This window comes from Micromonospora pisi, assembly GCF_003633685.1.
Lineage (GTDB): Bacteria > Actinomycetota > Actinomycetes > Mycobacteriales > Micromonosporaceae > Micromonospora_G > Micromonospora_G pisi.
On record NZ_RBKT01000001.1, the window covers coordinates 4,490,192 to 4,514,848 of the forward strand.

Below are 24,657 nucleotides of genomic sequence, written 5' to 3' on the forward strand. Positions count from 1 at the left end.
GGCCACGCTGTTGCCTCCGTCCTGATCGGCGCAGGCCACTGTTGTGGGATTGGCCTGACCCGAGGTCCGGAAGTCGCGCGATTCTGTCCGACCGGTACGGCAGAGTGTCAGGGGTGACTGCCCCCACCGCTCCTGACAGCAACGTACGCGCCTGGCTGCCGGGCTTTCTCACCGTCGCCGTCATCTGGGGGGCCAGTTTCCTCTTCATCAAGATCGGTGTACGCGAACTCCACCCCCTGTACGTCACGCTTGGTCGGGTCGTCGCCGGGGCGCTGACGCTGCTGGTGGCGCTCGCCGTACTACGCGACCGGCTGCCCCGGGACCCGAAGCTCTGGCTGCACATGGTGGTGATCGCCGCGGTTGGGGTGGCCCTGCCGTTCACCTTCTTCGGCTACGGCGAGCAGCGCGTCTCCTCGATCCTCGCCGGCATCTGGAACGCCACCACGCCACTGGTCGTGCTGCCGATGGCGGTGCTGGTCTTCCGTACCGAACGGATGACCGCCCGCCGGGCGATCGGCATGACACTCGGCTTCCTCGGTGTGCTGGTGGTGCTCGGCGCGTGGCGGGGACTGGGCGGGGCCGAGTTCACCGGCCAGCTCTTCTGCTTCGCCGCGGCCGCCTGCTACGGCCTCTCCATCCCGTACCAGAAGCGGTTCGTCGCGGGCCGGCCGGAGTCGGGCGTGGCACTTTCGGCGGCGCAGCTGCTGGTCGCCGCCGGACAGCTGGCGATCGTCGCACCACTGGTGGCCGGGGCGCCACCCGCACCGACCAGCCTCTCGTTCGACGTGATCGCCAGCGTGCTCGCGCTGGGGGCGCTCGGCACCGGTCTCGCCTTCGTCATCAACCTGCGGACGATCCGGCTGGCCGGGGCGAGTACCGCCTCGACCGTGACCTACCTGATCCCGATCTTCGCGGTGCTGATCGGGGTGCTCGCCCTCGACGAGCAGCTCGCCTGGTACCAGCCGGTCGGTGCGGTGATCGTGCTGGCCGGGGTCGCGGTGTCGCAACGCCTCCTGGGCCGCCGCCGCCCCCGGCGCGGCCCCGACCCCGGCCCCGACCCGGCCGTGGCACCACAACAGAGCGTCGAGCCGGCCGTCCCCAGGTGACCGCCGGCTGAGCGGAAGTGTGTCCCGCGCGGTCAGCCGGCGTGGCCGGCGGTCCAGGTCAGCAGCTCGTCGACCGGCCAGGTGTTGACCACCTGGTCGGCCGGCACCCCGCACCGGGCCGCCCGTTCACAGCCGAAGCGTTGCCAGTCGAGCTGGCCAGGCGCGTGCGCGTCGGTGTCGATCGCGAAGCGGCAACCGGCCTCGACCGCGACCCGGATCAGCCGCTTCGGCGGATCCTGCCGCTCCGGCCGGGAATTGATCTCGACCGCCTTGTCGTACTCGGCGCAGGCGGCGAAGACCGCCTCGGCGTCGAAGTCGCTCGGCGGCCGGGTCCGGGCCCGGTGACCCCGGTCGCCCGGACCGGTCACTCCCGGCGGCCGGCCGGCGACCATCCGACCGGTGCAGTGGCCGAGGACGTCCAGATGCGGATTGGAGACCGCGGCCAGCATCCGCCGGGTCATCTTCGCCCGCTCGTCGGCCAGGCCGCTGTGCACCGAGCCGACCACCACGTCGAGCTGGGCCAGCAACTCGTCCTCCTGGTCGAGCGAGCCGTCCGCGAGGATGTCCACCTCGATCCCGGTGAGCAGCCGGAACCCCTCCGGCAGCGCCGCGTTGATCGCCGCCACCTGTTCGATCTGACGCCGCAGTCGCGCCGGGGTCAGGCCCCGGGCCACCTTCAACCGGGGCGAGTGGTCGGTCAGCACAAGATATTCGTGGCCCAGCTCGACCGCGGTCAACGCCATCTCCTCGATCGGCGAGCCACCGTCGGACCAGTCCGAGTGGGTGTGGCAGTCACCGCGCAGCGCCGACCGCAGCGCGGCCGTCGCCTCGTCCAGGTCGACTCCCTCGGTCGCGTTGAGCCGCCGCAGGTAGACCGGTTCCTCGCCGGACAGTGACTCGGTGACACAGCGGGCGGTCACGTCACCCACCCCGGTCAGCTCGGTCAGCGTGCCCGCCTTCGCCCGGGCGGCCAACTCCCGGGCCGGAAGCGCGGCCAGGGTCGTCGCGGCCGAGCGGAACGCCCGCACCCGGTAGGTGGCTTCGTTCGCGCGCTCCAACAGGAAGGCGATCCGACGCAGGTCGGCGAGCGCATCCCGAGCGGTCATCAGCTCACCGTAGCCGGCACACCCGCCGGCCGCCCGTACCGACGCCTCATCCGGGTCAGGCCGGCCCGGGGCGGACCGGTCGGACCGCCGTCACCGTACGGCGATCGGGCGCGACCGAGGTCACCCAGCCACCGGCCCGGCCGAGCGCCAGCAGCTCGTCGACCCGTACGGGCAGCTCCCGTGCGGTCCCCGGCCGGTGCGGCCAGGCGGCGCGGGCGACCGAGGCCGGGGCCAGCCAGTCCCGCAGCGCGGCGATCGGGTCGTCGGCGTCGACCGCCGCCCGGGCCCGGTGCAGCGCCTCCAGGACCGCGTCGAGTGCCGGGCCGACCGCGTCGGCGTTGCCGCCGCACATCGCCGCGACCAGTTCCGGCCGGGTGGCGGCGACCCGGGTGCCGTCCCGGAACGAGCCGGCGGCGAGGGTGCCGGCGAGCGGGTCGTCCGCCGCGCCGGCCACCAGCGCCGCCGCCAGCAGATGGGGTACGTGGCTGACCGCGGCCACCGCCCGGTCGTGCTCGGCGGCGGTGGCCGGCACCACCCGGGCGCCGAGCGGGGTGATCAGCGCGGCCAGCTCCAACCAGTCGGCGAGCGACGTGCCCCGGGGTTCGAGGCAGAGCACCCAGGCGCAGCCGGCGAAGAGCGTCGGGTCGGTGGCGCCGAAGCCGGAGGTCTCCCGCCCGGCCATCGGGTGACCGCCGACGTACCCGGCGAGCCGCTGCGGCTGCCGGTGCAGGCGTTCCTCGACGAGGGCCTGGACCGGGGACTTGACCGAGGTGACGTCGGTGACCAGGCCGGCGTAGCCGACGTCGGCGAGCTGGTCCAGTACGCCACCGACGGCCGGCAGCGGCACCGCGAGCACGACCAGTTCGGCCTGGGCCACCGTGTCCCGTACGGTCGGGGTCACCTGCCAGCGGGCGGCGGCCGGGGCCTGGGCGGCGGCGGTCCGTGCGGTGGCCCGGGTGGCCGGGTCGGCGTCGTAGCCGAGCACCCGGTGTCCGCTGGCGGCCAGTGCGCGCAGCACGGAACCGCCGATGAGACCGAGGCCGATAACCGCGACATTCACGTCAGCGACTCTCGCACACCCGGGTACGTCGGTGCCGGCAAGGCTCGCCCCGACGCAAGGGTGCGGTCGGCGTCGCTCCGGCGGGCCGGCACCCCGACCCTGAGCCGGTCGGTCAGGGCGCCGGCGGGCAGCTGTGTTGCCGGTACCAGTTGGTGACGTCGTCCACCGGTGACCGGTTCGTCTGGTGGCGCCAGGCGTCCAGGTAGCGCGCGGGCCAGACCACGCCCCTCCGGATCCACCAGTCGTCGACCCGCGCGCACGGGGGCGAGATGCCGAAGTGCAGGTGACAGACGTTGTTGGCGTTACCGGTCCGCCCCACGGCGCCGACCTGCTGACCGGCGCGGACGCGTACCCCGGCGGTCAGGCCGGCGGCCACCTCGGACAGGTGCGAGCCGTAGTAGCGGATCCCGTCGTCGCCGAGGAGCGAGACCGCCTTGCCGCCGTTGAGCGGCCCCTGTGGGCCCTGCTTGTCGTACTTGTCCACCAGGGTCACTTCGAGGATCTCCCCGTCGGTGACGGCGAGTACGGGTGTGCCGCAGGAGGCGAAGATGTCCGTGGCCGCGTACGCCGAGTGGGTCGGGTGGTAGGAGGCGTTCGCCGCCCGTACCGGGAAGACGTAGCGCGGTGCCGCCGGCCTGGTGGGCGTACCGGACGGGCTGGCTGACGCTGGCGCGGCACTCGTGCTGGCCGGGCCGCTCGGAGTGGTCGGGCCGGACGGGGCGTCGGCGGCCGGTGCGGGGGAACCAGCGGGGGACCAGACGGCGGGGCGGGACTGGGAGCAGCCCGCAACGCCCGCCGAGAGCAGCAGGAGGACCAACGGGTACGCGAGGCGGCGCCCGATCTCGTGTTTCGTACCCGATTCATCCCGTGCCATCGGGCCATCCTGGCAGAGCCGTCGTCCGCCCGGGTTGCCGGCCACGTCGCCGTCGAGGCGCCGGGCGTGGCGCCCCCGACGGGTACGCTGCGGGCACGCCCCGAGGTGGGGAACCGGTGTGAGCAGGCGCGGGGAGTGACCGTGATGGCTGAGCAGCCGACGTTCCGGACCTGGCCCGACGCGGGTCAGCCGCCCCGTGCCCCGTCGGGTCTGTTCCCGTCCGGGCCGGTGCCGGGGGGACCGACGCGGCCGACGTACCGGGAACCGCATCCGATCCACGGCGGCGCGCTTGCCGCCGGCGCGGGCCTGACGACCGCGTGGCTGCTCTTCTTCGGACTGCTCGGCGGAGATCTGCGCGGCTACGTGTGGTGGACGGTGCTGGCCGGCGCGGTGGCGTGGCTGGCGGCGCTGCTTCTGGTCCGGTTCGGCGACCGGGGTGCCGCGGTCGGTGTCGCGTTGGTCACTGCGGTCGGCTGGGCGATCGCCGCAGCGGCGGTCGCGGTGCGGTGGTCCGCAGCCGACTGGCCACTTTGGTGACGGTTGGTAAGTGATCAAGCCCTCTCAGTAGTCGATCTAGGGCGGTGGGTACGGGGTCGGTGGCACACCGCCACCGGGCTTGACGAACGCCGTGAGACTCGGCACGCTCGCCTCTATGGCCTGGACAGAGCAGCGGCTCGACCCCGAGCGCAGCCGACGGCGGTTACAGCTCCTCGCCGAGCTGGCCGGGGCGAAGTCCGTACGGGAGCGAACCCAGCCACGACGGGTCCGCGTCGACCGCCTGCGTGAACTGATCGCGAGCCGTCGCCGCCTGGCCGGCTGACCTTCCGCCGCTCCGCCCGATTCCCTCATCTCCCTTCGGGGCGTTGCGTGCTCGACCGCAGACCCGACCGGATACCGTCACGCGTGACAGGCAGTCGACAGTGGTGGGCGGCGGATGCGCCGCGAGTTATTGGGGGGACCGGTGTCGTACTTCGCGGCGGCCGTGGTGCGGGGCTCGGACGGCTGGAGCGCAGCCGAACTCGACCTCGGTGGTGTTGCGGACATAGACGAGGTTGGAGAGCTGCTCCGCGAAGTCGATCCCGACGCTGAGTTGTCGTTGCTCTTCGTCGAGTCGGACGACGCGTACCTGGCCGTACTCCGGCTGGACGAGGGCGAAGACCTGCGGATCTTCGGCTCGGACTCGGTCTTCGCCGAGGAGTCCCGACTCGGCGCGCTGCTGCTCGGCGACATCAAGGCGCCCGCCCTGGAGATCGACGACGTGGTGGAGCCGGCGACACCGGAGGTGTCCACCTCCGGGACGGAGGAGAACGAGCAGCCCGCCGCCGATCCGGACGCCGACCCGATCGGTGACGCCGACCTCATCGCCGACCTGGGTGTCTCGGCCCATCGTCTGCTCGCCCTCTGTGCCCGGGAGGGAAATCTCCCCGCCGACGTCACCGCCGAGGTCTGCCAGCTGATCGGCTGCGGGGACGTGGTCGAGGAACTGCGCGAGGCGTGAGCGAGCCGGCGGACCAACCGGGTCGTCGGCAACGGCATGAGCGGTGGATGCGCCGCGCCCTCGAGGTGGCCGCCGACAACCCGCCTGGCAACGGCGTCGAGGCGGGTGCCGCCGGCGACCTGTCCGGTGACATCCCCGTCGGTGCGGTCCTCTACGGACCGGACGGGGTCGAGCTGGCCGTCGGGCGCAACGAGCGGGAACGTACCGGCGATCCGACCGCGCACGCCGAGGTCCTGGCGCTGCGCCGCGCCGCGGCGCTCCGGGGCGAGTGGCGGTTGGACGGCTGCACCCTGGTGGTGACGCTGGAACCGTGCACCATGTGCGCGGGGGCGCTGGTGCTGGCGCGGGTCTCCACCCTCGTCTTCGGGGCCTGGGAACCGAAGACCGGCGCGGTCGGCTCGCTCTGGGACGTGGTCCGCGACCGCCGGCTCAACCACCGCCCCGAGGTGTACGGCGGCGTGCTGGCGACCGAGTCGGCCGCGCTGCTACGCGCCTTCTTCCGCTGAACCCGCGCCTGTCGGTGGCTGGCGTGGCGTCTGTGCGGTTCACCCGGTGCCCCGTTCCCCGTTGTCTGCTCGCGCGACGCGGAGAAAGTGCCGGGCGACCGGACCGAGCGGACGGTCGGCGGCGGCGGCGATCGCGATCTGGTACGTCGGCGGGGTCCGGCGCACCCGGAGGAAACGCAGGTCGGCGTTCTGGTCGCCGATGGGCCGTGGCACGAAAGCGACCCCGAGCCCGAGTCGGACCAGGTCCAGGATGGTCGAGAGGTCGTTCATCTGGACCGTGATCCGCCGCTGGACGCCGGCCGAGGCGAACGCCTGATCCACCGCGCTCCGGACGCCCCAGCCCGGCGGGAACTCGATGAAGGGCTCCCCGGCCAGTTCCGCCAGGTCGACGCTGTCCCGGCCGGCGAGGGCATGATCCGGCGTGCAGGCCAGGACGACCTCGTCCGTCGCCAGCACCTGGCGACGGATTCCGGGCACCGGACCGTGGGTGATCACGATGGCCAGGTCCAGGGAACCCTCGCGAAGGCGTTCGAGATGGTCCAGGGAGCCAGCCGCCCCCGGGGCGGTCAACCAGAGCTCCACCAGCGGAAACTCGGCCCGGAAAGCGGCGAGCGCCTCGCGGACCTGGCCGGGCGTGAGACCGTAGAGGATGCCCAGGCGCAGTCGGCCGCGCAGTCCCTGCCCAACCTGGGTGACCACCTCGCGGGCCGCCTCGACGGCGGCGAGGATCCGGGTCGCCTCGGGCAGCAGGGCGTGCCCGGCGTCGGTCAACTCGACCCGCTGCGTGGTCCGGTCGAACAGGGCCGTGCCGAGTTCCCGCTCGAGGGCGCGTACGGCGGTGGAGACACCGGACTGCGCGATGCGCAGCCGCTCGGCGGCCCTGGTGAAGCTTCGTTCCTCGGCGACGGTCACGAAGACGTCGAGTTTGCGGATGTCCACGCGACAACTATCTCAGAAACCGATAACTGCATCCGATCTTCATATTGGAGCGGGATGACTCGGCGGGTCAGACTCGGGCAGATGGTTCCCGCCACCCACCGGGTCGGATTCGTGCTGCTCGCCGCAGCCCCCACCGACCGGGTCGGACGGGCGCCCGGAGCCCGGCCTCACGGCCGAACCGCTCCGACAGCAATGCCCGCCCCCCACACAAGTGGAGTCCTGCCGTGCCCAGCATCGTCATCCGCAACGCCCATGTCGTCACCCTGGACGACCAACTCGGTGACCTGTCCCGCGCGGACGTCCGCATCGAGGACGGCGCCATCGCCGCGATCGGTCCCGATCTCGACAGCACCGGAGCGACGATCATCGACGCCGCCGGCAAGGTGGCCCTGCCCGGCATGGTCGACTCCCACCGGCACGTCTGGCAGGGAGCCATCGGCGGCGCCGGCGGCAAGGTCTCCCTCGGCGGCTACTTCGGGGTCGTGCTCGCCGGACTGCTCGACAAGTACGAGCCCGAGGACGTCTACGCGGGCGTGCTCTGGGGTGCCCTACAGGCGATCAACGCCGGTATCACCACCGTCGCCGACTGGTCCCACATCGTCACCACCCCCGCGCACGCCGACGAGAACGTCCGCGCGCTGCGGGACTCCGGAATCCGCGCGCTGTTCCTCTACGGTCCGCCCGTCGGCCAGGGCGTGATGCGCTGGTTCCACGAGAGCACCGAGCGGCACCCGGACGACGTACGCCGGATGCGGGCCGAACTCGCCGACGACAGCGCCCTTGTCACCATGGGGCTCGCCCTGCGTGGACCGGAGTTCGCCAGCCCGGAGACCACCGAGTACGACTTCCACCTCGCCCGTGAGCTGGGCGTCCCGATCAGCATCCACTCCGGGATTCCCGGTTACCTGCTCAAGTACCGCACGATCGAGACCCTGGACCGGCTCCGGCTGCTCGGCCCGGACGTGCACCACGCCCACGGGGCGCAGTTCAGTGACACGGACCTCGCCCGGATCGCCGCCACCGGCGGTGCCGTCACACCGTGCCCGACCGTCGACATGTCGATGGCGATGGGCACCTTCCCGATCACCGGTCGGGCCGTGGCCCAGGGCCTCGCTCCCGCGCTCGCCACCGACACCGTCGCCGGAGCCGGCACCGACCTGTTCAGCGAGATGCGGCTGGCCCTCGCCGCGGAGCGGGCCCGTGCCAACGCGGAGGCCCTGGCCCGGGACGAGCCGCCGGCAACGGTCGACCTGGACCACCGCGACGTCCTGCGCTTCGCGACCACCGCCGGTGCGGCGGCGTGGGGGATGGCGGAGAGGATCGGCTCGCTCCGTCCCGGCAAGCGGGCCGACCTGATCCTCGTCGACGTGGACCAGGCCCACCTCTCGCCGCTGAACGACCCGATCACCACGATCGTGCTCAACGCCGGTCCGCGCGATGTCGACACCGTCCTGGTCGACGGTGTGGTCGTGAAGCGTCATGGCCGGCTCGTCGGCCCGATCGCCGATCGGGCCCGGCAGCTCGTCATGGAGTCCCGTTCCCGGCTGTTCAGTCGTGCGAACCTGGCGGACGTACTCGGCCCGAGCTGGACGGCCTGAGCCGAGGTCTTCGTCCACAGACTCGGGGGTTGTGCACAGGAACCTTCGGTCAGGCGTTCAGCCTGTGTAAACAGCCTGTGGATAACCCGGATCGGCTGTGGATATGTCCTGTGGACAAGTGCCTGTGACTGTGGACAACGGGATCGGACGGGTGGAAAACCGGTCCGATCCCGTCCCGACCTTCGCGGTGAACCGGCCGAAGTGCGGATCAAACCGGCCCGCGTCGGTGTTCGCGATCTCGGCCGGTGACCACCACCGGGCCTCGCGGAACTCACCCGGGTCCCCGGTGAGCGGTTCCGTACGGTGCAGGGGGAGCGGAAACCAGAGGCTGACGTCGGTGTGGCCGTGGTCGATCCCGACCGTACGGGTGACGGTCAGGAAGAACGGCCGCCCAGCGAAGCCCTCCGCACCAGCCGACCCGTCCGGGGCGGCGAAGCGCTCGGTGTTGATGCCGAGTTCCTCCCGAGCCTCCCGGAGCGCGGTACGGGCCGGATGCTCGTCCGGTTCGACATGACCACCGGGCGGCAACCAGAGCCCGGCGTTGACGTGGTCGACCAGGAGGATCGCCCCGTCGGTGGGGTCGATCGGCACCACGTACGAGACGAGGTGCCGGGGCGGTAGGGCGGGCTTCACCCGTCGGAAGACGTCGTCGGTCTCCCGCAACCAGCGCAGGACCTCCGCCTGGTGGTCGGCTTCCAGTTGGTCCACCGGCCGGATACCACCGACCAGCTCGTGCACCAGCGCAACCGAGGGACGCATCCGTCGAGGATGCCACCCGGCGCCCCGGAGTGGTTCCCCATCCAGCCCGGCTGACTACAAAGAGACCGACTCCGGGCGGAGCAGTTCCTTCCCGACGGCGATGGCGTCCTCGGTCCACGGGGTCGGGCGCAGCGTCGCCGGGTCGAGCCGCACGATCGCCCGCCGTCCCTCGGCGTGCAGCGTGCCGCCGTCGGCGGAGAGGAGGCGGAAGCGGTACTCGGCGCTGGTGGTGCCGAAGCGTTCGAACCAGAAGTGGGCCAGGATCGGCCCGGTGCCGCGGATCGGGGCGCGGAAGCTGACCGAGAGTTCGACCACGGCGTGAAACATGTCGGGGATGGTGAGCTGGCCGTTCTCGTACGCGAAGCCGCGCTCGGCCCAGAACGGCGTGAGTGCCCGTTCGAGCAGCAGCGCGTACTTGGCGTTGTGCACGATGCCCATCATGTCCAGGTCGTCGAAGTGCACCCAGATCGGTTCGACGTGACCGAACGGGACCTCGGGCAGGGTGATGGTGTTACTGGTCGTTGTCATGTCAGTCCTCGGGTAGCAGTTCCGGGTCGGGGCAGAGGGCACGAAGTCGGTCGAGCACCGCCTGCCGGGCGTACCGGTGGCTCGGCTCGGTGGGTAGTAGTCGTGACTGCAGGGCGGCGGCGATGCCGAGCGCCTCGATCTCGTACGCGAGTTGTCCGACGTCGGTGTCGGGGTGGAGTTCACCGGCGGACACCGCTTCGGTGGCGAGTCGCCGGACCATGGCCAGCCACTCGTCGAGGGCCTCGGCGAGCCGGTCCCGTACCGGACCGGGGCGGGATCTGTACTCGAACTCGGCGAGGGTGAAGAAGCGGCCGTCGGGGTGCCGGCCGTCGTAGAAGGTCAGCCGAGTCTCGTGCAGGGCCCAGAGTCGCCGTACGCCCCGGGGCGCCCGCAGGGCGGGGCGGATCACCAGCTCGGTCACCTGCTCGCGGGCCCAGTCGACGGTCGCGAGCTGGAGTTCCTCTTTCGAGCGCCAGTGCGTGAACAGGCCGGACTTGCTGATGCCGAGATGGTCGGCGAGGCGACCGAGGGAGAGCCCGTCGAGGCCGGTCTCGATCGCCAGCGCCACGGCGGTGCCGAGCACCAGATTCCGGGTGCGTTCGCCCCGGAGCACCCGCCCGTCCACCATCATGATCACGAGCGTACAACTATCCGACCGATCGGTCGGATAGTTTCAGTGACGCGGCAGCGTGACGCTCACCACCAGGCCACCGCCCTCGCGGGGCCGGGCATCGACCGAACCCCCGTGCGCCCGCGCCACCGCGCGCACGATCGACAGACCCAGACCGAATCCGCGCCCGCCACCGAGCCGCTCACCGCGCAACCGGCGGAACGGCTGGAAGATCGTCTCGATCTCGTACCCCGGCACCACCGGGCCGGTGTTGCTCACCACCAGGGTCGGCCGCCCCTCCACCAACCCGGTCCGCACCGACACCCACCCACCGGTCGGCAGGTTGTGCCGCAACGCGTTCTCCACCAGGTTCGAGGTGAGCCGCTCCAGCAGCACCGGGTCGCCGACGGTCGGGGCCGGGTCGAGTTCCCGTACCGCCTCCCGCGCCAGCGCGCCGGTCGGATCCGGGCCCGACTCCCGGGCCGCGTGCTGGTTGATCACGTACGCGGCCACCTCGGCCAGGTCGATCGGCGTACGGTCGGTCAGCTCGTTCTCCGAGTCGGCAAGCGTGAGCAGCCCCTCGATCAGCCGCTCGTGCCGCTCGTTCACCGCCAGCAACGACTCACCGAGCTGCCGTACGTCAGCCGACGCCCCCGGCCGGGTCACCGCCAGCTCGACCAGCGCCCGGTTCAGCGCCAACGGCGTACGCAACTCGTGCGAGGCGTTCGCGACGAACCGGCGCTGACCGTCGAACGACCGGTCCAACCGCTCCAGCATCAGGTCGAAGGTGTCCGCGAGTTCGCGTACCTCGTCCCGGGGGCCGTGCAGCGCGATCCGCTCGTGCAGCCCCCGGCCGGCGCTGTTCGCCCCGGCGATCCGGCGCGCGGTGCCGGTGATCTGGTGCAGCGGCTGCAACGCCCGGCCGGCGACCAGCCAGCCGAAGGCGATCGCCACCGCCGAGACCACGGCCAGCGCGATACCGCCCTGGGTGAGCAGCGAGTCCAGCGCGCTCTGCTTCACGTCCTCCTGGAGCTTCTGCACGATCATCCGCAGCGTCTCGGTGTTCTGCCCACCGAGCCCGTTCTTGGGCAGCCCGGTCACCGTGTCCGCCTTGTTCAGCGCCACCCCGAGCGGCTGCGGCATCCGCTGCTCGACCAGGACGTACGTCACCGCCAGCAGGACCACGCCGGCGAGCAGGAACAACCCGCCGTAGATCAGGGTGAGCCGGGCCCGGATGGTGGTCCGCTCCATGAACCAGCGCCTCATGAGATCTGATACCCCACGCCCGGCACCGTCTCGACCACCTGCGGGTCGCCGAGCTTGCGGCGCAGCTTCATCACCGTCACCCGGACCACGTTCGTGAACGGGTCGATGTGCTCGTCCCAGGCCCGCTCCAGCAGATCCTCGGCGGAAACCACCGCACCGTCGGCCCGCAGCAGCTCGACCAGCACCGCGAACTCCTTCCGGGAGAGGGCGACATACCGGCCGTCGCGGTACACCTCGTGCCGTCCCGGGTCCAGCACGATGCCCGCCCGGGACAACCTCGGCGGTACGGCCGGACGGGCCCGCCGGGTCAGCGCATGCACCCGGGCGGAGAGCTCCACCAGGGCGAACGGCTTTGTCAGGTAGTCGTCGGCGCCGAGCGACAGCCCGGCCACCCGCTCCCGTACCGCGGCGGCGGCGGTCAGCATCAGCACCCGGCTCGCCCCTCCCCCGGCGACGATCGACCGGCAGACGTCGTCGCCGTGCACCCCCGGCAGGTCCCGGTCCAGTACGACCACGTCGTACTCGTTGACGCCGAGACGCTCCAGCGCCGCCTCCCCGTCGTACACCACGTCGACGGCGAACGCCTCCCGCCGTAACCACTCGGCGATCGCGTCCGCCATCAGGTTCTCGTCCTCGACCACCAGCACCCGCATCGGTCCATGGTGACGCGGTCCCGGATAACGCCACCGTTAACGCCGACGCTTACGCCCTGGATACCGCCGCTGGGGTCGACTTGTCGTCAATGGTCGGCGACCTGCGCCGACCCGGAGGTGAGGGGGATCACCATGCGCAGACGACCGGCCACGGGTCTGCTCGTCCTGCCCGCGTTACTCGCCCTGGCGCTGACCGCCTGCGGCAGCCCCGCCGAGGGTGACCAGGTGGCGACCGCCGGCGGCGGGACGGCCGGGGCGAGCCCGACCGTCTCGGCGAGCGCGGTCGCCCTCGACAACGCCGAGCGGCAGCTCAAGTTCGCCCAGTGCATGCGGGAGAACGGGGTCGACATGCCGGACCCGGACCCCGCCGACAAGGGTCGGGTGCGGGTCGGCGGCGGCGGCGAGCCGGGCAAGGCGCAGGCGGCGCTGGAGAAGTGCCGCGAGTTCCTGCCCAACGGCGGCGAGGGGCGCAAGCTCGACCCGGAACAGGCGGAGCGGATGCGCGAGATGGCGAAGTGCATGCGGGAGAACGGGGTGCCGAACTTCCCCGACCCCGGCCCGGACGGCACCCTCAAGCTCGACAAGGGCGTGCTCGGCGGCAAGGACCTCAACGACCCGACGTTCCGGGCGGCGCAGGAGAAGTGCGAGCAGTACCTGCCGAAGCTCGGCGGAGGCGCCAGGTGACGGCCGATCAGACGCTCGAACCGGCACCGCTTATGCCGGCACCGGCGGCCGTGCCACAGCCCCGCGAGTCAAAGCGGCAACGTCGTTCGCGTACCGGCACGGTGCTGGTCACGGCCGCCGTCGTGGTCACCGTCGGTGCCGGCGGCGCGGCCGCGGTCGGTTTCGGCGGGCGGGACCCGGGTACGGCCACCGCCGCGCCCCTGCCACCGGCGACCGCCCAGGTCACCCGGCAGACGCTCGTCGACGCCCAGACCGTCGACGGGAAACTCGGGTACGGCACCGCCCGTACCGTCACCGCCCGGCGCAACGGAACCCTCACCTGGCTCGCCCCGACCGGCGGCACGGTGAAACGGGGCGGGGCGCTCTACGCGGTGGACAATGCGAAGGTGGTGCTGCTGCACGGCGGGCTGCCCGCGTACCGAACCCTGGCCAGTGGGGTGGAGGGCGCCGACGTACGGCAGTTCGAGCAGAACCTGGCGGCGCTCGGCTACGACGGCTTCACCGTCGACGACGAGTACACCGCGAACACCGCCGAGGCGGTACGCGACTGGCAGGAGGACCTCGGCCGCGACGAGACAGGGACGGTCGAGCCCACGAGCATCGTCTACGCCGACGGGGACGTACGGGTCGAGGGACACGAGGCGGCGACGGGTGACCTGACCCAGCCGGGCAAGTCGCTGATGACGTACAGCGGGACGAACCGCCTGGTCACCGTCGAACTCGAGGTGGACGACCAGCGGTTGGCGAAGAAGGACGCCACGGTGGGGCTCACCCTGCCCGACGGGAAACAGCTCACCGGGACCATCGCCGGTACCGAGACGGTGATCGAGACATCGGGCGGCGGCGCTGGCGGGCAGACCGAAGCCGAAACGAAGATCGAGGTGACGGTGTCGGTCGCCGACCCCGCCGCGCTGGTCGGATTCGACCAGGCCACGGTCCGGGTGGCGTTCACCGCCGCGGAACGCCCCGACGTGCTGACCGTGCCGGTGGCGGCACTGCTGGCACTGGCCGAGGGCGGGTACGGGGTGCAGATCGTCGACGCCGACCGTACCCGGATCGTCGCGGTCCGGACCGGCCTGTTCGCCAGCGGACGGGTGGAGGTCTCCGGCGACGGCCTGGCCGAGGGTCTGACTGTCGGGGTGCCGGCATGAGCGCGCCCGTCGTCCTCGCGGACGGCACCCCGGCACCCGGCAGCCCCGCACCTGGCGGCCCGGTGGTCGAACTCGACCACGTCACCAAGCGCTATCCCGGCGGCGTCGAAGCCGTCGGTGGTGTCTCGCTCCGGATCGAGCGCGGCGAACTGGTGGCGATCGTCGGCCCGTCCGGCTCGGGAAAGTCCACCATGCTGCACCTGATCGGCACCCTGGACCGCCCCACCACCGGCAGCGTACGCATCGACGGGTACGACGCCGCCCGGCTCCGCGACCGGGAACTCTCCGCGCTGCGTTCCTCCCGGATCGGCTTCGTCTTCCAACAGTTCCACCTCGCACCGGGCGTGCCGGTGGTGGAGAACGTCGCCGACGGCCTGCTCTACGCGGGCGTACCCCTGGGTGAGCGGCGCCGGCGGGCCGCCGCCGCGCTGGGTCGGGTCGGCCTCGCCCACCGCCTCGACCACCGGCCGCACGAACTCTCCGGCGGTGAGCGGCAGCGGGTCGCGATCGCCCGTGCGGTGGTCGGCAACCCGCCGTTGCTGCTCGCCGACGAACCCACCGGCAACCTCGACTCGACCTCCGGAGCCGGCATCCTCGACCTGCTGCACGAACTGAACCGTTCCGGTACGACCATCGTCGTGATCACCCACGACCGGGAGATCGCCGCCAGCCTGCCCCGCCAGGTACGGATGCGCGACGGCCGGCTCGTCGCCGACTCGCGCGCAGGCGGAAACAGGTGACCGGGGCCCGGCTGGTGCCGGCCCGACTACGGCCACGGGACGTGATCCGCGTCGGTGGCGTCGGTCTGCGTACCCGCCCGCTGCGGGCCTTCCTTTCCGCGCTCGGCATCGCCATCGGCATCGCCGCGATGACCGCGGTGGTCGGCATCTCGTCGTCGTCGCGGGCGGAACTCGACCGCACCCTCGACGCGCTCGGCACCAACCTGCTCACCGTCTCACCCGGGCAGTCGATCTTCGGCGAGGCGGCCCAGCTCCCGGCGGAGTCGGTCGAGATGATCGCCCGAATCGGGCCGGTACGCGAGGTCGCCGCGACCGCGCAACTCGCCGACGCCAAGGTGTACCGCAGCGACCGGATCCCGGCCGCCGAAACCGGTGGCATCGGCGCCCGTGCGGCGAACCTGGAACTGCTCGACACGGTCGGCGCCGAACTCGCCAGCGGCGTCTGGCTCAACTCCGCCACCGCCCGGTACCCGGCGGTAGTGCTCGGCGCGACGGCCGCCCGGCGGCTCGGCGTCGGTGCCGCCGGTACCGAGACCCAGATCCACCTCGGTGGGCGCTGGTTCACCGTGATCGGTGTCCTGGCACCGGTGCCGCTGGCACCGGAACTGGACCTCTCCGCACTGGTCGGCTGGGAGGCCGCCGCCACATACCTCGGCTTCGACGGGCACCCGACCACGGTCTACAGCCGCTCCGTCGAATCCTCCGTCGAGGCGGTACGCGCCGTCCTCGGCGCCACCGCGAACCCGGCGGCGCCGAACGAGGTGGAGGTGTCCCGACCGTCCGACGCGCTCGCCGCCGCCCAGGCCACCGACCAGGCGTTCACCGGGCTGCTGCTCGGCCTCGGCGCGGTGGCGCTGCTGGTCGGCGGGGTCGGGGTGGCGAACACGATGGTGATCTCGGTACTCGAACGGCGCCCGGAGATCGGTCTGCGCCGCTCGCTCGGGGCGACCCGGGGGCAGATCCGTACCCAGTTCCTCACCGAGTCGCTGCTGCTCTCCGCACTCGGCGGGGCCGGCGGGGTGCTGCTCGGCATCGGGGTGACTTCCGGGTACGCCCTGCTCCAGTCATGGCCGACCGTCGTACCCGCCTGGGCGATGGTCGGCGGAGTCGGGGCGACCCTCCTGATCGGCGGCCTGGCCGGCCTCTACCCCGCCATCCGGGCCGCCCGCCTCTCCCCGACCGAAGCTCTCGCCACCCCCTAACCCAGATCGCCTCCCCTCCCCCTCCCCCCCCAGGGCCCTCAGGGCCCACCACCCCTTTCGTCGATCTAGGGCGTCTTGGTGCTTGTTGATCTTCATTCGCACTGATTCGCCCTAGATCGACGGGAGGCTTCTCGGGCGGCGACGATCGAGTCGATGATTCCCTGCGGGTTTTGGTAGAGGTCTGAGGAGGTGAAGTACCGGATCGACCAGCCGCGTTCGGAGAGCCAGTTGTGCCGGACCCGGTCGGCACGGAGACGCCGTGGGTCAAGATGGCTGGAGCCGTCGTACTCTGCCGCGACCAGATACTCCGGGTCGGCCAGGTCCAGTCGATGGCGTACGCGTCCCGATTCGTCGGCTACGTTCAGTTGCGGCACGAGACCACGAAGTCCCCCGTCGTACAGGACCAGGCGCAGTTGGCTCTCCTGCCGACACTCTGCGCGGTGATCCGCTAACGGGACCAGTTCGCGGGCCTGTCGTACACCTCGAAGACCACGATGGCGTACCGCCTCCCGCCACAGGCTCTCGGGGCGGCAGACGCCGGAGAAGAGCGCGGCATCCAGCAGGGGAAGGGCGTCCAGCCGTGGGATGAGGCGGGCCAGGTCGATCGCGCAGCGCTCGGGCGGTGCGCAAGGCAGGCCGAAGAGTGTCACCGGTGGACCGATCGGCAGGGTCACCTGGTGCACGGCGATCCCGGCACGTTGTGGGAACGGGGTGCCGGCCGGCACCAGCAGGTGGATGGCGTTGGTCCGTACGACGCCGAACCCGTACAGCTGTGCTGCCGTATGAAGGCCGAGTACCGCGAGTGGTGGTGCTGCGCGCAGGGCGGCTCGGGCCAGGTCGAGCAGGTCGGGTTGGGTCGGGCCACCCAGGTAGACCCCGTGATACGGGCGGAGTAGCCGTCGGCGGCTCGTCCGCCAACGGATGGCCTGGTCAGTGAGACCCTGCCGACGCAGCTCGCGGTATGTGACCGGGTGCGACCCAGGTGCTCGGAGTTGCCACGGAAAACGGAGAGCTTCCGTATAGAGATCCATGACCGGCGAGCGTGCCGCCAACCACCCTGGCTCAGTGCCCCTCGAAACCCCACCTGTGGATAACAAACCCCCCTGTGCATAACCCCGCACCCACCCAGAACCTGTGCTACGTGCGCGCCCTCACCCCACCCCTCCGCGATCTAGGGCATATCGCTGCGCGCAGAGATCAAAAAGCGCGGAGTCGCCCTAGATCGCGGAAGGGTGGGGGTGGGGAGGCGGCTGAGGAGTGGGTCAGGCGATGGCGGTGTCGAGGGCGATTTCGACCATCTGGCCGAAAGTCTGCTCGCGCTCCTGTGAGGTGGTCCTCTCGCCGGTCTTGATGTGGTCGCTGACGGTCAGCACGGTCAGCGCACGGGCCTTGAACCGAGCCGCGATCGTGTAGAGCGCCGCAGACTCCATCTCCACCGCCAGGACGCCGTACTGGGCGAGGGTGTCGTAGAGGTCCGGGCGGTCGGTGTAGAAGGCGTCCGCCGCCAGCACCGGTCCGACCCGCATGGTGATGCCGCGCCGCTCGGCCACCTCGACCGCCGTACGGAGCAGCCCGAAGTCGGCCACCGGGGCGTAGTCGATCAGCCCGTCGAAGCGCGCCCGGTTCATGTTCGAGTCGGTCGAGGACGCGTTCGCGGCGAGTACGTCACGCAGTTGCAGGTCCTCGCTGAGTGCCCCGCAGGAGCCGACCCGGATCAGCGTCCGTACGCCGTACTCGTTGATCAGTTCGTGCGCGTAGATCGAGGCCGACGGCATGCCCATGCCGGAACCCTGCACCGACACCGGCACCCCGGACCAGGTGCCGGTGAACCCGTACATGCCCCGAACCGAGGAGTAGCACTTGGCATCCTCGAGGTAGGTCTCCGCGATCCACTTGGCCCGCAGCGGGTCGCCCGGCATCAGGACCCGCTCGGCGATCTCGCCCGGCTTCGCGCCGATGTGCGTACTCATGGCTGATGATCCTGCCAGGTTCGGCTGGGCCATACCGCCGCGACGGGCACCCCGGGCATCCGGTACCCTTCTCGGCGGTGGCGTGTCCGAGTGGCCTAAGGAGCACGCCTCGAAAGCGTGTGAGGGGGTAACCCCTCCGCGGGTTCAAATCCCGCCGCCACCGCCAGCAAGCAGGCAGAACGCCCGGCAAGTCCGCGAGGACGAACCGGGCGTTCCGCCGTTTCAAGATCGTTTGGTCGGTGGGACCATTCCGGCCATGGCCAACCGCTTCACCGCGTACGCGGCGACCACCGGGCCCGGCGACCTCTACCTCTCCAACGGCGGCACGGACGTCTTCTTCGACGTGCTCACCCTGGCGGGTTGCCACATCGCCGAAACGCCCTGGCAGCAGAATCTCGTCCTGCTGTTCGCCGACGGTCACCGCTACGGCCGGGGGTTCTCCGGCTTCGACCTCAGCGAGATTCCCTGGACGGCCGACTGGCCGGCGGAGAAGTCGTTCCTCCTGCGGGTCCTCGACGTGGCATTGACGGGCCACGGTTGGCACCGGCTCCGTTACGACCCGTCCCACATCGCCGGCCAACTCGCCAGGTACCGGGAGATGGTGGCGGCGTTCCCCCCGGTGCCGGTCGAGGTTTCGCAGTGGGGCGACTGGCGGTCCGCCCCGGCGCCGGCATTGTTGACCCGTTGCCCGGAGCACGACCTGTACGAGGGTGAAGCCGGTTGTCGCCTCTGCGATCCGTCGATCCAACCGAACACCTGAGGCCAGTGCCGTCGACTCATCAGTTTTGGATAAGTTTTCGTCCGGCGCGACCAATACTGTGATGTACATGTTCAACGCCATCACGCACTCGCAGATATACGTTCTCGACCAGGACGAGGCCCTCGACTTCTACGTCGGCAAGCTTGGCCTGGAGGTCAACGCGGACGTCGACATGGGCTTCATGCGCTGGCTGACCGTCAGCATCCCCGGCCACCCCGAGCGCCAGATCCTGCTGGAGAAGCCGGGCGGTCCGATGATGTCCGAGGAGACGGCGCAGCAGGTCCGCGAGCTGGTGACCAAGGGGGCCATGGGTGGCGGGCTCTTCCTCAGCACCGACGACTGCCGCAAGACGTACGAGACGCTGCTGGGTCTGGGGGTCGAGTTCACCGACGAACCGACCGAGCGCCCGTACGGAATCGACTGCGGTCTCCGTGACCCCTTCGGCAACAGCATCCGTTTCGCCCAGTTGAAGTCGTAGGCTCCCGCGCTGTGAAACGCCCGGTAGGTCCGCCAGGATGAACCGGGCGTTTCGTCCGTTCGGCTTGCCGTTCGGATCCGGCGACGAGTCGGGAAGATAATGCTCCTCCGACCGACTTCAAGATCCGGTACGTTGCCCGTCATGCGCCGCGCCGTACTCCTCGCCGTGGCTCTGCCGGCACTGCTCGTCACGGGCTGTGCGGCAAAGCCGCCCACCACGTCCCCGTCGGCCAACGCCGACGCCCCGACTTCCCCGCCCACTCCCACGGTGCCCGCTGTCGACTACAGCCCGTGGCAGGCCGGGCGTTCGCTGCCCGTCGCGGACCCGATCTACCCCGCTCGCGGTACCGACGCGTTGGACGTGCTGCACTACGGCCTGGCGCTCGACTGGTCCCCGTCGACCAGTGTGCTGGCCGGCACCGCGACCCTGCGGATCCGGCCCACCAAGGACGCCGCCTCGTTCAGCCTCGACTTCATGCCCTACCAGGTCGACACGGTCACGGTCGACGGCGCGACCGCCACCGGAACGGTCACCAAGGAGAAGCTCACCGTCTCGACCGCGGTCACCGCGGACAAGCCGATCACCCTGGTCGTCGGCTACCACGGCAAGCCGGTGACCACGCCCATGCCGTCGAAGCGCGCCGACACCGAGCCGCTCGGGCTCACCCTCACCAAGGACGGCAGCCTCTGGACGATGCAGGAGCCGTTCGGGGCGCTCACCTGGTACCCCTCGAACGACCAGCCGTCGGACAAGGCGCTGTACGACATCGCGGTGACCGTGCCGGCGGGCTGGTCCGCGATCGCCAGCGGTACCCCGGCCGGGCAGGACGGCAACACCTTCCGTTACCAGAGCGTCGACCCGGTGGCGACGTACCTGACCACGCTCGCGATCGGGAAGTACAAGCAGGTCACCGCCACCGGCCCGCACGGCATTCCGCTCAGTTACTGGTACCGGCCGGGCACCGACGACAAGATCCTTCCCTGGCTGAAGGAGTCGCCGAAGTACCTGACCTGGTTGGAGAAGCGGTTCGGCCCGTACCCGTTCCCGACCGCCGGCGCGGTGATCGTGCCCTCCGAATCGGCGATGGAGACCCAGCAGATGGTCACCATCGGCAGCGGGATCGCCAAGATGGGCCGGGAGGCGTTCGATGCGGACCTGCTGCACGAGTACACCCACCAGTGGTTCGGCAACACGGTCACCCCGACCTCCTGGCGTGACCTGTGGCTCAACGAGGGCTGGGCCACCTACATCCAGCGCCTGTACGAGCAGGAGGTCTACAAGTTCAGCGACGCTGATCTTGAGCGGTCGCTGCGTGAGGGCGACGCCCAGTTGCGCAAGAAGCTCGGGCCGCCCGGCAGCCCCAGGGCCGCCAACTTCGCCGAGTCGAACGTCTACATCTGCCCGGCAGCCATGCTCAAGGAACTCAACGACGCCCTCGGTGACGAGAAGTTCTTCGCCCTCGCCCGCGACTGGGTCCAGGACCAGAAGAACACCCAGCAGGACCGGGCCTCGTTCATCGCGTTCGTCAACAAGCAGACCGGCAAGGACTTCACCAAGCTGATCGACACCTGGCTCGACTCGAAGTCCACCCCCAAGTAACCCGGCGGTGTGTGGGGCACGTACCCCTGGTGCGTGCCCCACGACGTCCGCTCTGGATCGGCTTCGGTCGCGTACCCGACATCGGTGGTTGCCACGGGGCGGCATGCTGGGCGCGCGTTGTCGACACCGGAGGAGAGCGGCGTACGTGCCCAAGACACTCAGTTACGCCGATGCGGTACGCCTGCTCGGTGGCGAGAAGAGCAGGGTGGTGGACCTGCTCGACACGCTCACCGGTGCCGCCATGCTCACCGCGTCGGTGCCGGTGCCCGGTGTGCTCGGTGTGCTCGGCTGGTTCGACGCCAAGGCCGAACTGGTCCGGGTCAGCCACCAGCTCGTACGCGCCACCAAGGAGCGGATCGGTGGTCTGTCCCGCTACGGCCGCACGGAACGGCTGGAGGCCGCGCACGCGGTCATCGTCGTCGTCGCGTTCTTCGAGGCCCTGGCCGATGCGAAGCCGCCCATCCCGGTCGACGAGCTGGAGCTGACCAAGGAGGAGCAGCTCACTGTCGCCGGCGTACGGCTCCGTCCCCGTCAGCTCACCCAGCTCTTCTTCGCCTCGACCGCCCCGGTGCCCGGCCCCGGGCAGCCGTACGCCCACTTCGAGCAGCAGCTGAACGACTACTACCAGCGGCTCGCGTTCGGCCTGCTCGATTTTGTCGGCGGGCTCGCCGCCTGGGAACGGCTGAGCGCGGGTGACCAGGACGCTTTCGCCAACCTCCTGCACACATTGCCGGCCGCCGCCGTCGACCGGCACCGGGAGCTCTACGGTCAACTGGCCGTCGACTTTCCCGAGGTGGCGTTCTGGGCCGCGATGCGGGAGCACGAGGGAACCCGGGCCGAGGTGGGCGAGATCGGCATCGCGCTCGCCGGTCTGGAGCGGTTGCTGCGGGACGTCTCCGTCGGCCGGCCGCCCGACGAGCGGCGCGCCGCTCTGGCCCGCGCGTACGCGGCGGCCCTGAACCGCCCGGTTGTGGAGTCCGGCGACGTACCCGAAGGGCTGCGGGTGCCGACCCTCGGCGACGCGTACGTCCCGCCGTTGTGCCGGACCGCCGAGTTGGGCGCCGGGGCGCGGCCCAGCGACGAGGCATGGTGGGACCGCCAGCCGATCCGCGACGACCTGCCGGAGTTCCTCGCCGGTTATCTCACCTCGTCCGGGGCGACCCGGGCGCCGCTGTTGGTGCTCGGCCAGCCCGGCTCGGGAAAGTCCGTGCTGACCCGGGTCCTCGCCGGCCGGCTGCCGGCCGCCGACTTCCTGCCGGTCCGGGTGATCCTGCGTGAGGTGCCCGCTGCCGCCGATCTCCAGGATCAGATCGAGCACGCGATCCGGTCCAGCACCGGGGAGCGGCTCGACTGGCCGGCGCTGGCCCGTTCGGCCGGCGATGCGCTGCCGGTGGTGCTGCTCGACGGCTTCGATGAGTTGTTGCAGGCCACCGGGGTCAGCCAGACCGATTACCTGATCAAGGTGGCGGCGTTCCAGCGTCGGGAGGCGGACCAGGGGCGACCGGTGGTGGTCGTGGTGACCAGCCGGACCAGCGTCGCCGACCGGGCCCAGCCACCGGAGGGGACCGTGGCGTTGCGGCTGGAGCCGTTCGACGCCGACCGGGTCACCTCCTGGTTGGAGGTCTGGAACGAGACCAACGCGGCCCAGTTCGCGGCGCGTGGCGTGGCGCCACTGGCGCCGGAGACCGTGCTCGCCCACCGGGAGCTGGCCGCCCAACCGTTGCTGCTGCTGATGCTGGCGCTCTACGACGCCGACGGCAACGCCTTGCAGACGGCGGGTGAGCTGCGCCGCGACGAGCTCTACGAACGGCTGCTGCGTAACTTCGCCCGACGTGAGGTGACCAAGCTCGGCGCCGGGTTGCCCACCCGGGAGCTGGAACGAGCGGTCGAGGGCGAACTGCGGCGGCTCTCCGTGGTGGCCTTCGCGATGTTCAACCGGCGGGTGCAGTGGGTCGCCGAGGCTGACCTCGAAGCTGACCTGGCCGCGTTGCCGGTGGTCGCCGGGGTACGGGGGCCGACCGTCACCGACGCGGGGCTGCGGGCACCGCTGCGCCCAGCCGAGATTGTGCTCGGTCGGTTCTTCTTCGTGCACCGCTCGCAGGCGTCGCACGGCGACGACACCCGGTTGGAGACGTACGAGTTCCTGCACGCGACCTTCGGGGAGTATCTGGTCGCCCGACTGGTCTGGTTGGTGCTGCGGGACATCGCCGCCCGGGAAGCCGCGGCCACCATGTCGTTGCATGGTGACGAGGTCGACGACGATCTGCTGCACGCGTTGCTCTCGTTCGCCGTACTGAGCAGCCGGGCACCGATCGTCGGTTTCCTGGACGCGCTCGGCCGGGAGGTGCCGGAGGGGGAGCGGGCGGCGCTCGCCGACCTGTTGATCCGACTGTTCCGGGTGGTGCACCAGGCCCTGCCGGGGCGGCGATTCGAGGCGTACCGGCCGAAACCGTTGCCGGTGCCCGCCCGGCACGCGGCCTACAGCGCCAACCTGCTCCTACTCGTCGTCTGCGTCGCCGGCACGGTCCGGGGCAGCCAGTTGTACGTCGACGAGAGCGTGGACGTGATCGACCAGTGGCACGCCCAGGCGCTGCTCTGGCGGTCGCAGTTGACCGGCGACGAGTGGACCAGCATGGTCGACCTGCTCTGGCTGGACCGACGCTGGAACGGCACGCGTCGGGATGTTGTGCTCACCCGTGACCAGGCCGGTGTTGTCGTCCCGCCGGTCGACCTCGCCTGGACGTACGGCAGCCCGCCCCAGGAGCGGCTGGCGCGCGAACTCTCCGAAGAGGCCCTGACGGCGTTCAATTTCCCTGAGCAGTATCCGGAGCGGCTGCGGCGGAAGGCGCACTTCGAATGCGGCATCAACGGTGACGTGGCGCAGCACGCGCTGGAGCCGGTGGCCAGGGAGATCGGTTCGTCGGTCAATTCCGGGCTGGGTCGCGTCGACGGCTGGCAGTCGGGCGCGAACGCGCTGATCGACGCATGGCTCCTACCCACCAGCCGGGCGACGGTGGCCGAGCGGGAGCGGGCCTACCTACGGTGCGCTGTGGTGGTGCGGCCCTGGTTCGTTGCCGACGCTTGGGAGATCCACCGGTCGTTACTGCTGGAACGGCTGGCCACCGACACGGGAATCTCCAGTAGCACGGTTGCCGAGATTTTTGACAAGTTCTTCCTCGGTCGGCGTCGGGCACCGGGCGCGAATGATCAGCTTCAGGAGCGGATGTCCCTCTCCATCCTCCGCTGTGGCCTGGCGTTCCTGGGCGGCGACTCGGCTGCCGACACCCGTATCAGCGGGTACCTGGTGGAGGTGCTGCCGTCGGTGAAGGCGTGGGGCGTGGTCCAGGCCGACGTGGTCGCCCGGCTGCACGAGCTGGACCTGCACCACTTCCCGCTCACCCACGACGAATACGACCTGCTCTGCGCGCGGCTCCGCCGTCGTCGTCCCGACCTGGTGTCCCGGCTACGGCCACTGATCCATCGGAAGGGCGGGTCGGTCGCGCAGGAGGAGGTCACCATCGAACCTGACGACGCCTGAGGCGTGCCGGCAGTGCCGGCGCGATATTGCGT

At 71.0% G+C, this 24,657-nt stretch carries 25 protein-coding genes, 1 tRNA gene and 1 pseudogene; 15 read left to right on the forward strand and 12 right to left on the reverse strand.

The annotated features are described in order from the left end of the window. Nucleotides 1–113: 113 nt before the first annotated feature. A complete protein-coding gene (locus BDK92_RS18970) occupies nt 114–1,106 on the forward strand; it encodes a DMT family transporter (RefSeq protein WP_121157909.1) in 993 nt (330 codons plus the stop codon). Nucleotides 1,107–1,138: 32 nt separating this feature from the next. On the opposite strand, the gene BDK92_RS18975 is transcribed toward BDK92_RS18970, so the two are convergent. The 4 genes and pseudogenes from BDK92_RS18975 to BDK92_RS18985 form a co-directional block, all read right to left on the reverse strand. Next, complete coding sequence (locus BDK92_RS18975) at nt 1,139–2,212, reverse strand: PHP domain-containing protein (RefSeq protein ID WP_121157910.1); 1,074 nt, start codon at nt 2,210–2,212, stop codon at nt 1,139–1,141. Nucleotides 2,213–2,267: 55 nt separating this feature from the next. Next, nucleotides 2,268–2,747, reverse strand: a complete 480-nt coding sequence (locus tag BDK92_RS41195; RefSeq protein WP_425462310.1) for a prephenate dehydrogenase dimerization domain-containing protein — start codon at nt 2,745–2,747, stop codon at nt 2,268–2,270. Nucleotides 2,748–2,753: 6 nt separating this feature from the next. Continuing rightward, nucleotides 2,754–3,278 (reverse strand): annotated as a pseudogene (locus BDK92_RS41200) (prephenate dehydrogenase/arogenate dehydrogenase family protein); the annotation flags it as partial. A 106-nt stretch (nt 3,279–3,384) separates the two neighbouring features. Further along, the gene (locus BDK92_RS18985; protein ID WP_121162377.1) at nt 3,385–4,146 is read right to left on the reverse strand and encodes a M23 family metallopeptidase; all 762 of its coding nucleotides are present in this window, start codon (nt 4,144–4,146) and stop codon (nt 3,385–3,387) included. 144 nt (nt 4,147–4,290) lie between these two features. Between BDK92_RS18985 and BDK92_RS18990 the strand changes: the two genes are divergently transcribed. From BDK92_RS18990 to BDK92_RS19000, 4 genes are all read left to right on the forward strand, one after another. Further along, nucleotides 4,291–4,683, forward strand: a complete 393-nt coding sequence (locus BDK92_RS18990; RefSeq protein WP_121162378.1) for a hypothetical protein — start codon at nt 4,291–4,293, stop codon at nt 4,681–4,683. 115 nt (nt 4,684–4,798) lie between these two features. Continuing rightward, on the forward strand, nt 4,799–4,966 hold the full coding sequence (locus tag BDK92_RS39075) for a hypothetical protein (protein WP_170208616.1): 168 nt from the start codon (nt 4,799–4,801) through the stop codon (nt 4,964–4,966). A 141-nt stretch (nt 4,967–5,107) separates the two neighbouring features. Further along, nucleotides 5,108–5,644, forward strand: a complete 537-nt coding sequence (locus tag BDK92_RS18995) for a tRNA adenosine deaminase-associated protein (RefSeq protein ID WP_121162379.1) — start codon at nt 5,108–5,110, stop codon at nt 5,642–5,644. Between the two features lie 47 nt (nt 5,645–5,691). After that, on the forward strand, nt 5,692–6,150 hold the full coding sequence (locus BDK92_RS19000; RefSeq protein WP_211349631.1) for a nucleoside deaminase: 459 nt from the start codon (nt 5,692–5,694) through the stop codon (nt 6,148–6,150). A gap of 39 nt (nt 6,151–6,189) precedes the next feature. Here BDK92_RS19000 and BDK92_RS19005 read toward each other — a convergent pair whose 3' ends face one another. Next, on the reverse strand, nt 6,190–7,089 hold the full coding sequence (locus tag BDK92_RS19005; RefSeq protein ID WP_211349286.1) for a LysR family transcriptional regulator: 900 nt from the start codon (nt 7,087–7,089) through the stop codon (nt 6,190–6,192). Nucleotides 7,090–7,313: 224 nt separating this feature from the next. Between BDK92_RS19005 and BDK92_RS19010 the strand changes: the two genes are divergently transcribed. Continuing rightward, nucleotides 7,314–8,687, forward strand: a complete 1,374-nt coding sequence (locus tag BDK92_RS19010) for an amidohydrolase family protein (RefSeq protein WP_170208617.1) — start codon at nt 7,314–7,316, stop codon at nt 8,685–8,687. A gap of 57 nt (nt 8,688–8,744) precedes the next feature. Here the strand turns inward: BDK92_RS19010 and BDK92_RS19015 are convergent, their stop codons facing one another. Genes BDK92_RS19015 through BDK92_RS19035 form a run of 5 tightly spaced genes read right to left on the reverse strand, consistent with a single transcriptional unit; the run spans nt 8,745 to nt 12,503 of the window. Beyond that, nucleotides 8,745–9,446 (reverse strand): NUDIX hydrolase, encoded by a 702-nt coding sequence (locus BDK92_RS19015; protein ID WP_121157914.1) that lies wholly within the window; start codon nt 9,444–9,446, stop codon nt 8,745–8,747. Between the two features lie 54 nt (nt 9,447–9,500). After that, nucleotides 9,501–9,974, reverse strand: coding sequence for an acyl-CoA thioesterase (locus tag BDK92_RS19020; protein WP_121157915.1), 474 nt, complete (start codon nt 9,972–9,974; stop codon nt 9,501–9,503). Nucleotide 9,975: 1 nt separating this feature from the next. Continuing rightward, a complete protein-coding gene (locus BDK92_RS19025; RefSeq protein WP_121162381.1) occupies nt 9,976–10,605 on the reverse strand; it encodes a TetR/AcrR family transcriptional regulator in 630 nt (209 codons plus the stop codon). A gap of 42 nt (nt 10,606–10,647) precedes the next feature. Beyond that, the gene (locus BDK92_RS19030) at nt 10,648–11,835 is read right to left on the reverse strand and encodes a sensor histidine kinase (protein WP_121157916.1); all 1,188 of its coding nucleotides are present in this window, start codon (nt 11,833–11,835) and stop codon (nt 10,648–10,650) included. A gap of 11 nt (nt 11,836–11,846) precedes the next feature. Next, entirely contained in the window at nt 11,847–12,503 is a 657-nt protein-coding gene (locus BDK92_RS19035; protein WP_211349288.1) for a response regulator transcription factor, read from the reverse strand. 132 nt (nt 12,504–12,635) lie between these two features. Between BDK92_RS19035 and BDK92_RS19040 the strand changes: the two genes are divergently transcribed. The 4 genes from BDK92_RS19040 to BDK92_RS19055 all read left to right on the forward strand — a co-directional run bounded on the left by BDK92_RS19040 (nt 12,636) and on the right by BDK92_RS19055 (nt 16,280). Further along, on the forward strand, nt 12,636–13,187 hold the full coding sequence (locus BDK92_RS19040) for a hypothetical protein (protein WP_121157917.1): 552 nt from the start codon (nt 12,636–12,638) through the stop codon (nt 13,185–13,187). Then, nucleotides 13,184–14,338, forward strand: a complete 1,155-nt coding sequence (locus BDK92_RS19045; RefSeq protein WP_246017125.1) for a peptidoglycan-binding protein — start codon at nt 13,184–13,186, stop codon at nt 14,336–14,338. The genes BDK92_RS19040 and BDK92_RS19045 overlap by 4 nt, the downstream gene beginning before the upstream one ends. A 62-nt stretch (nt 14,339–14,400) precedes the next feature. After that, a complete protein-coding gene (locus BDK92_RS19050; protein WP_211349632.1) occupies nt 14,401–15,078 on the forward strand; it encodes an ABC transporter ATP-binding protein in 678 nt (225 codons plus the stop codon). Next, entirely contained in the window at nt 15,075–16,280 is a 1,206-nt protein-coding gene (locus BDK92_RS19055) for an ABC transporter permease (RefSeq protein ID WP_121157920.1), read from the forward strand. Before BDK92_RS19050 ends, BDK92_RS19055 begins: the two co-directional genes overlap by 4 nt. 92 nt (nt 16,281–16,372) lie before the next feature. Here BDK92_RS19055 and BDK92_RS19060 read toward each other — a convergent pair whose 3' ends face one another. Both BDK92_RS19060 and deoD read right to left on the reverse strand, forming a co-directional pair. Further along, nucleotides 16,373–17,311, reverse strand: a complete 939-nt coding sequence (locus BDK92_RS19060; protein WP_246017126.1) for a hypothetical protein — start codon at nt 17,309–17,311, stop codon at nt 16,373–16,375. A gap of 231 nt (nt 17,312–17,542) precedes the next feature. Beyond that, a complete protein-coding gene (deoD, locus tag BDK92_RS19065; RefSeq protein WP_121157921.1) occupies nt 17,543–18,250 on the reverse strand; it encodes a purine-nucleoside phosphorylase in 708 nt (235 codons plus the stop codon). A 76-nt stretch (nt 18,251–18,326) separates the two neighbouring features. On the opposite strand from deoD, the gene BDK92_RS19070 reads away from it, so the two are divergent. The 5 genes from BDK92_RS19070 to BDK92_RS19090 all read left to right on the forward strand — a co-directional run bounded on the left by BDK92_RS19070 (nt 18,327) and on the right by BDK92_RS19090 (nt 24,625). Then, nucleotides 18,327–18,416, forward strand: a tRNA-Ser gene (locus tag BDK92_RS19070). 90 nt (nt 18,417–18,506) lie between these two features. Then, nucleotides 18,507–19,010: a hypothetical protein gene (locus BDK92_RS19075; protein WP_121157922.1), complete on the forward strand. Its 504-nt coding sequence runs from the start codon at nt 18,507–18,509 to the stop codon at nt 19,008–19,010. Nucleotides 19,011–19,077: 67 nt separating this feature from the next. Continuing rightward, nucleotides 19,078–19,488: a VOC family protein gene (locus tag BDK92_RS19080; protein WP_121162384.1), complete on the forward strand. Its 411-nt coding sequence runs from the start codon at nt 19,078–19,080 to the stop codon at nt 19,486–19,488. Between the two features lie 141 nt (nt 19,489–19,629). Then, a complete protein-coding gene (locus tag BDK92_RS19085) occupies nt 19,630–21,087 on the forward strand; it encodes a M1 family metallopeptidase (protein WP_121157923.1) in 1,458 nt (485 codons plus the stop codon). Between the two features lie 145 nt (nt 21,088–21,232). Then, nucleotides 21,233–24,625, forward strand: coding sequence for an NACHT domain-containing protein (locus tag BDK92_RS19090; protein ID WP_121157924.1), 3,393 nt, complete (start codon nt 21,233–21,235; stop codon nt 24,623–24,625). Nucleotides 24,626–24,657: the final 32 nt, after the last annotated feature.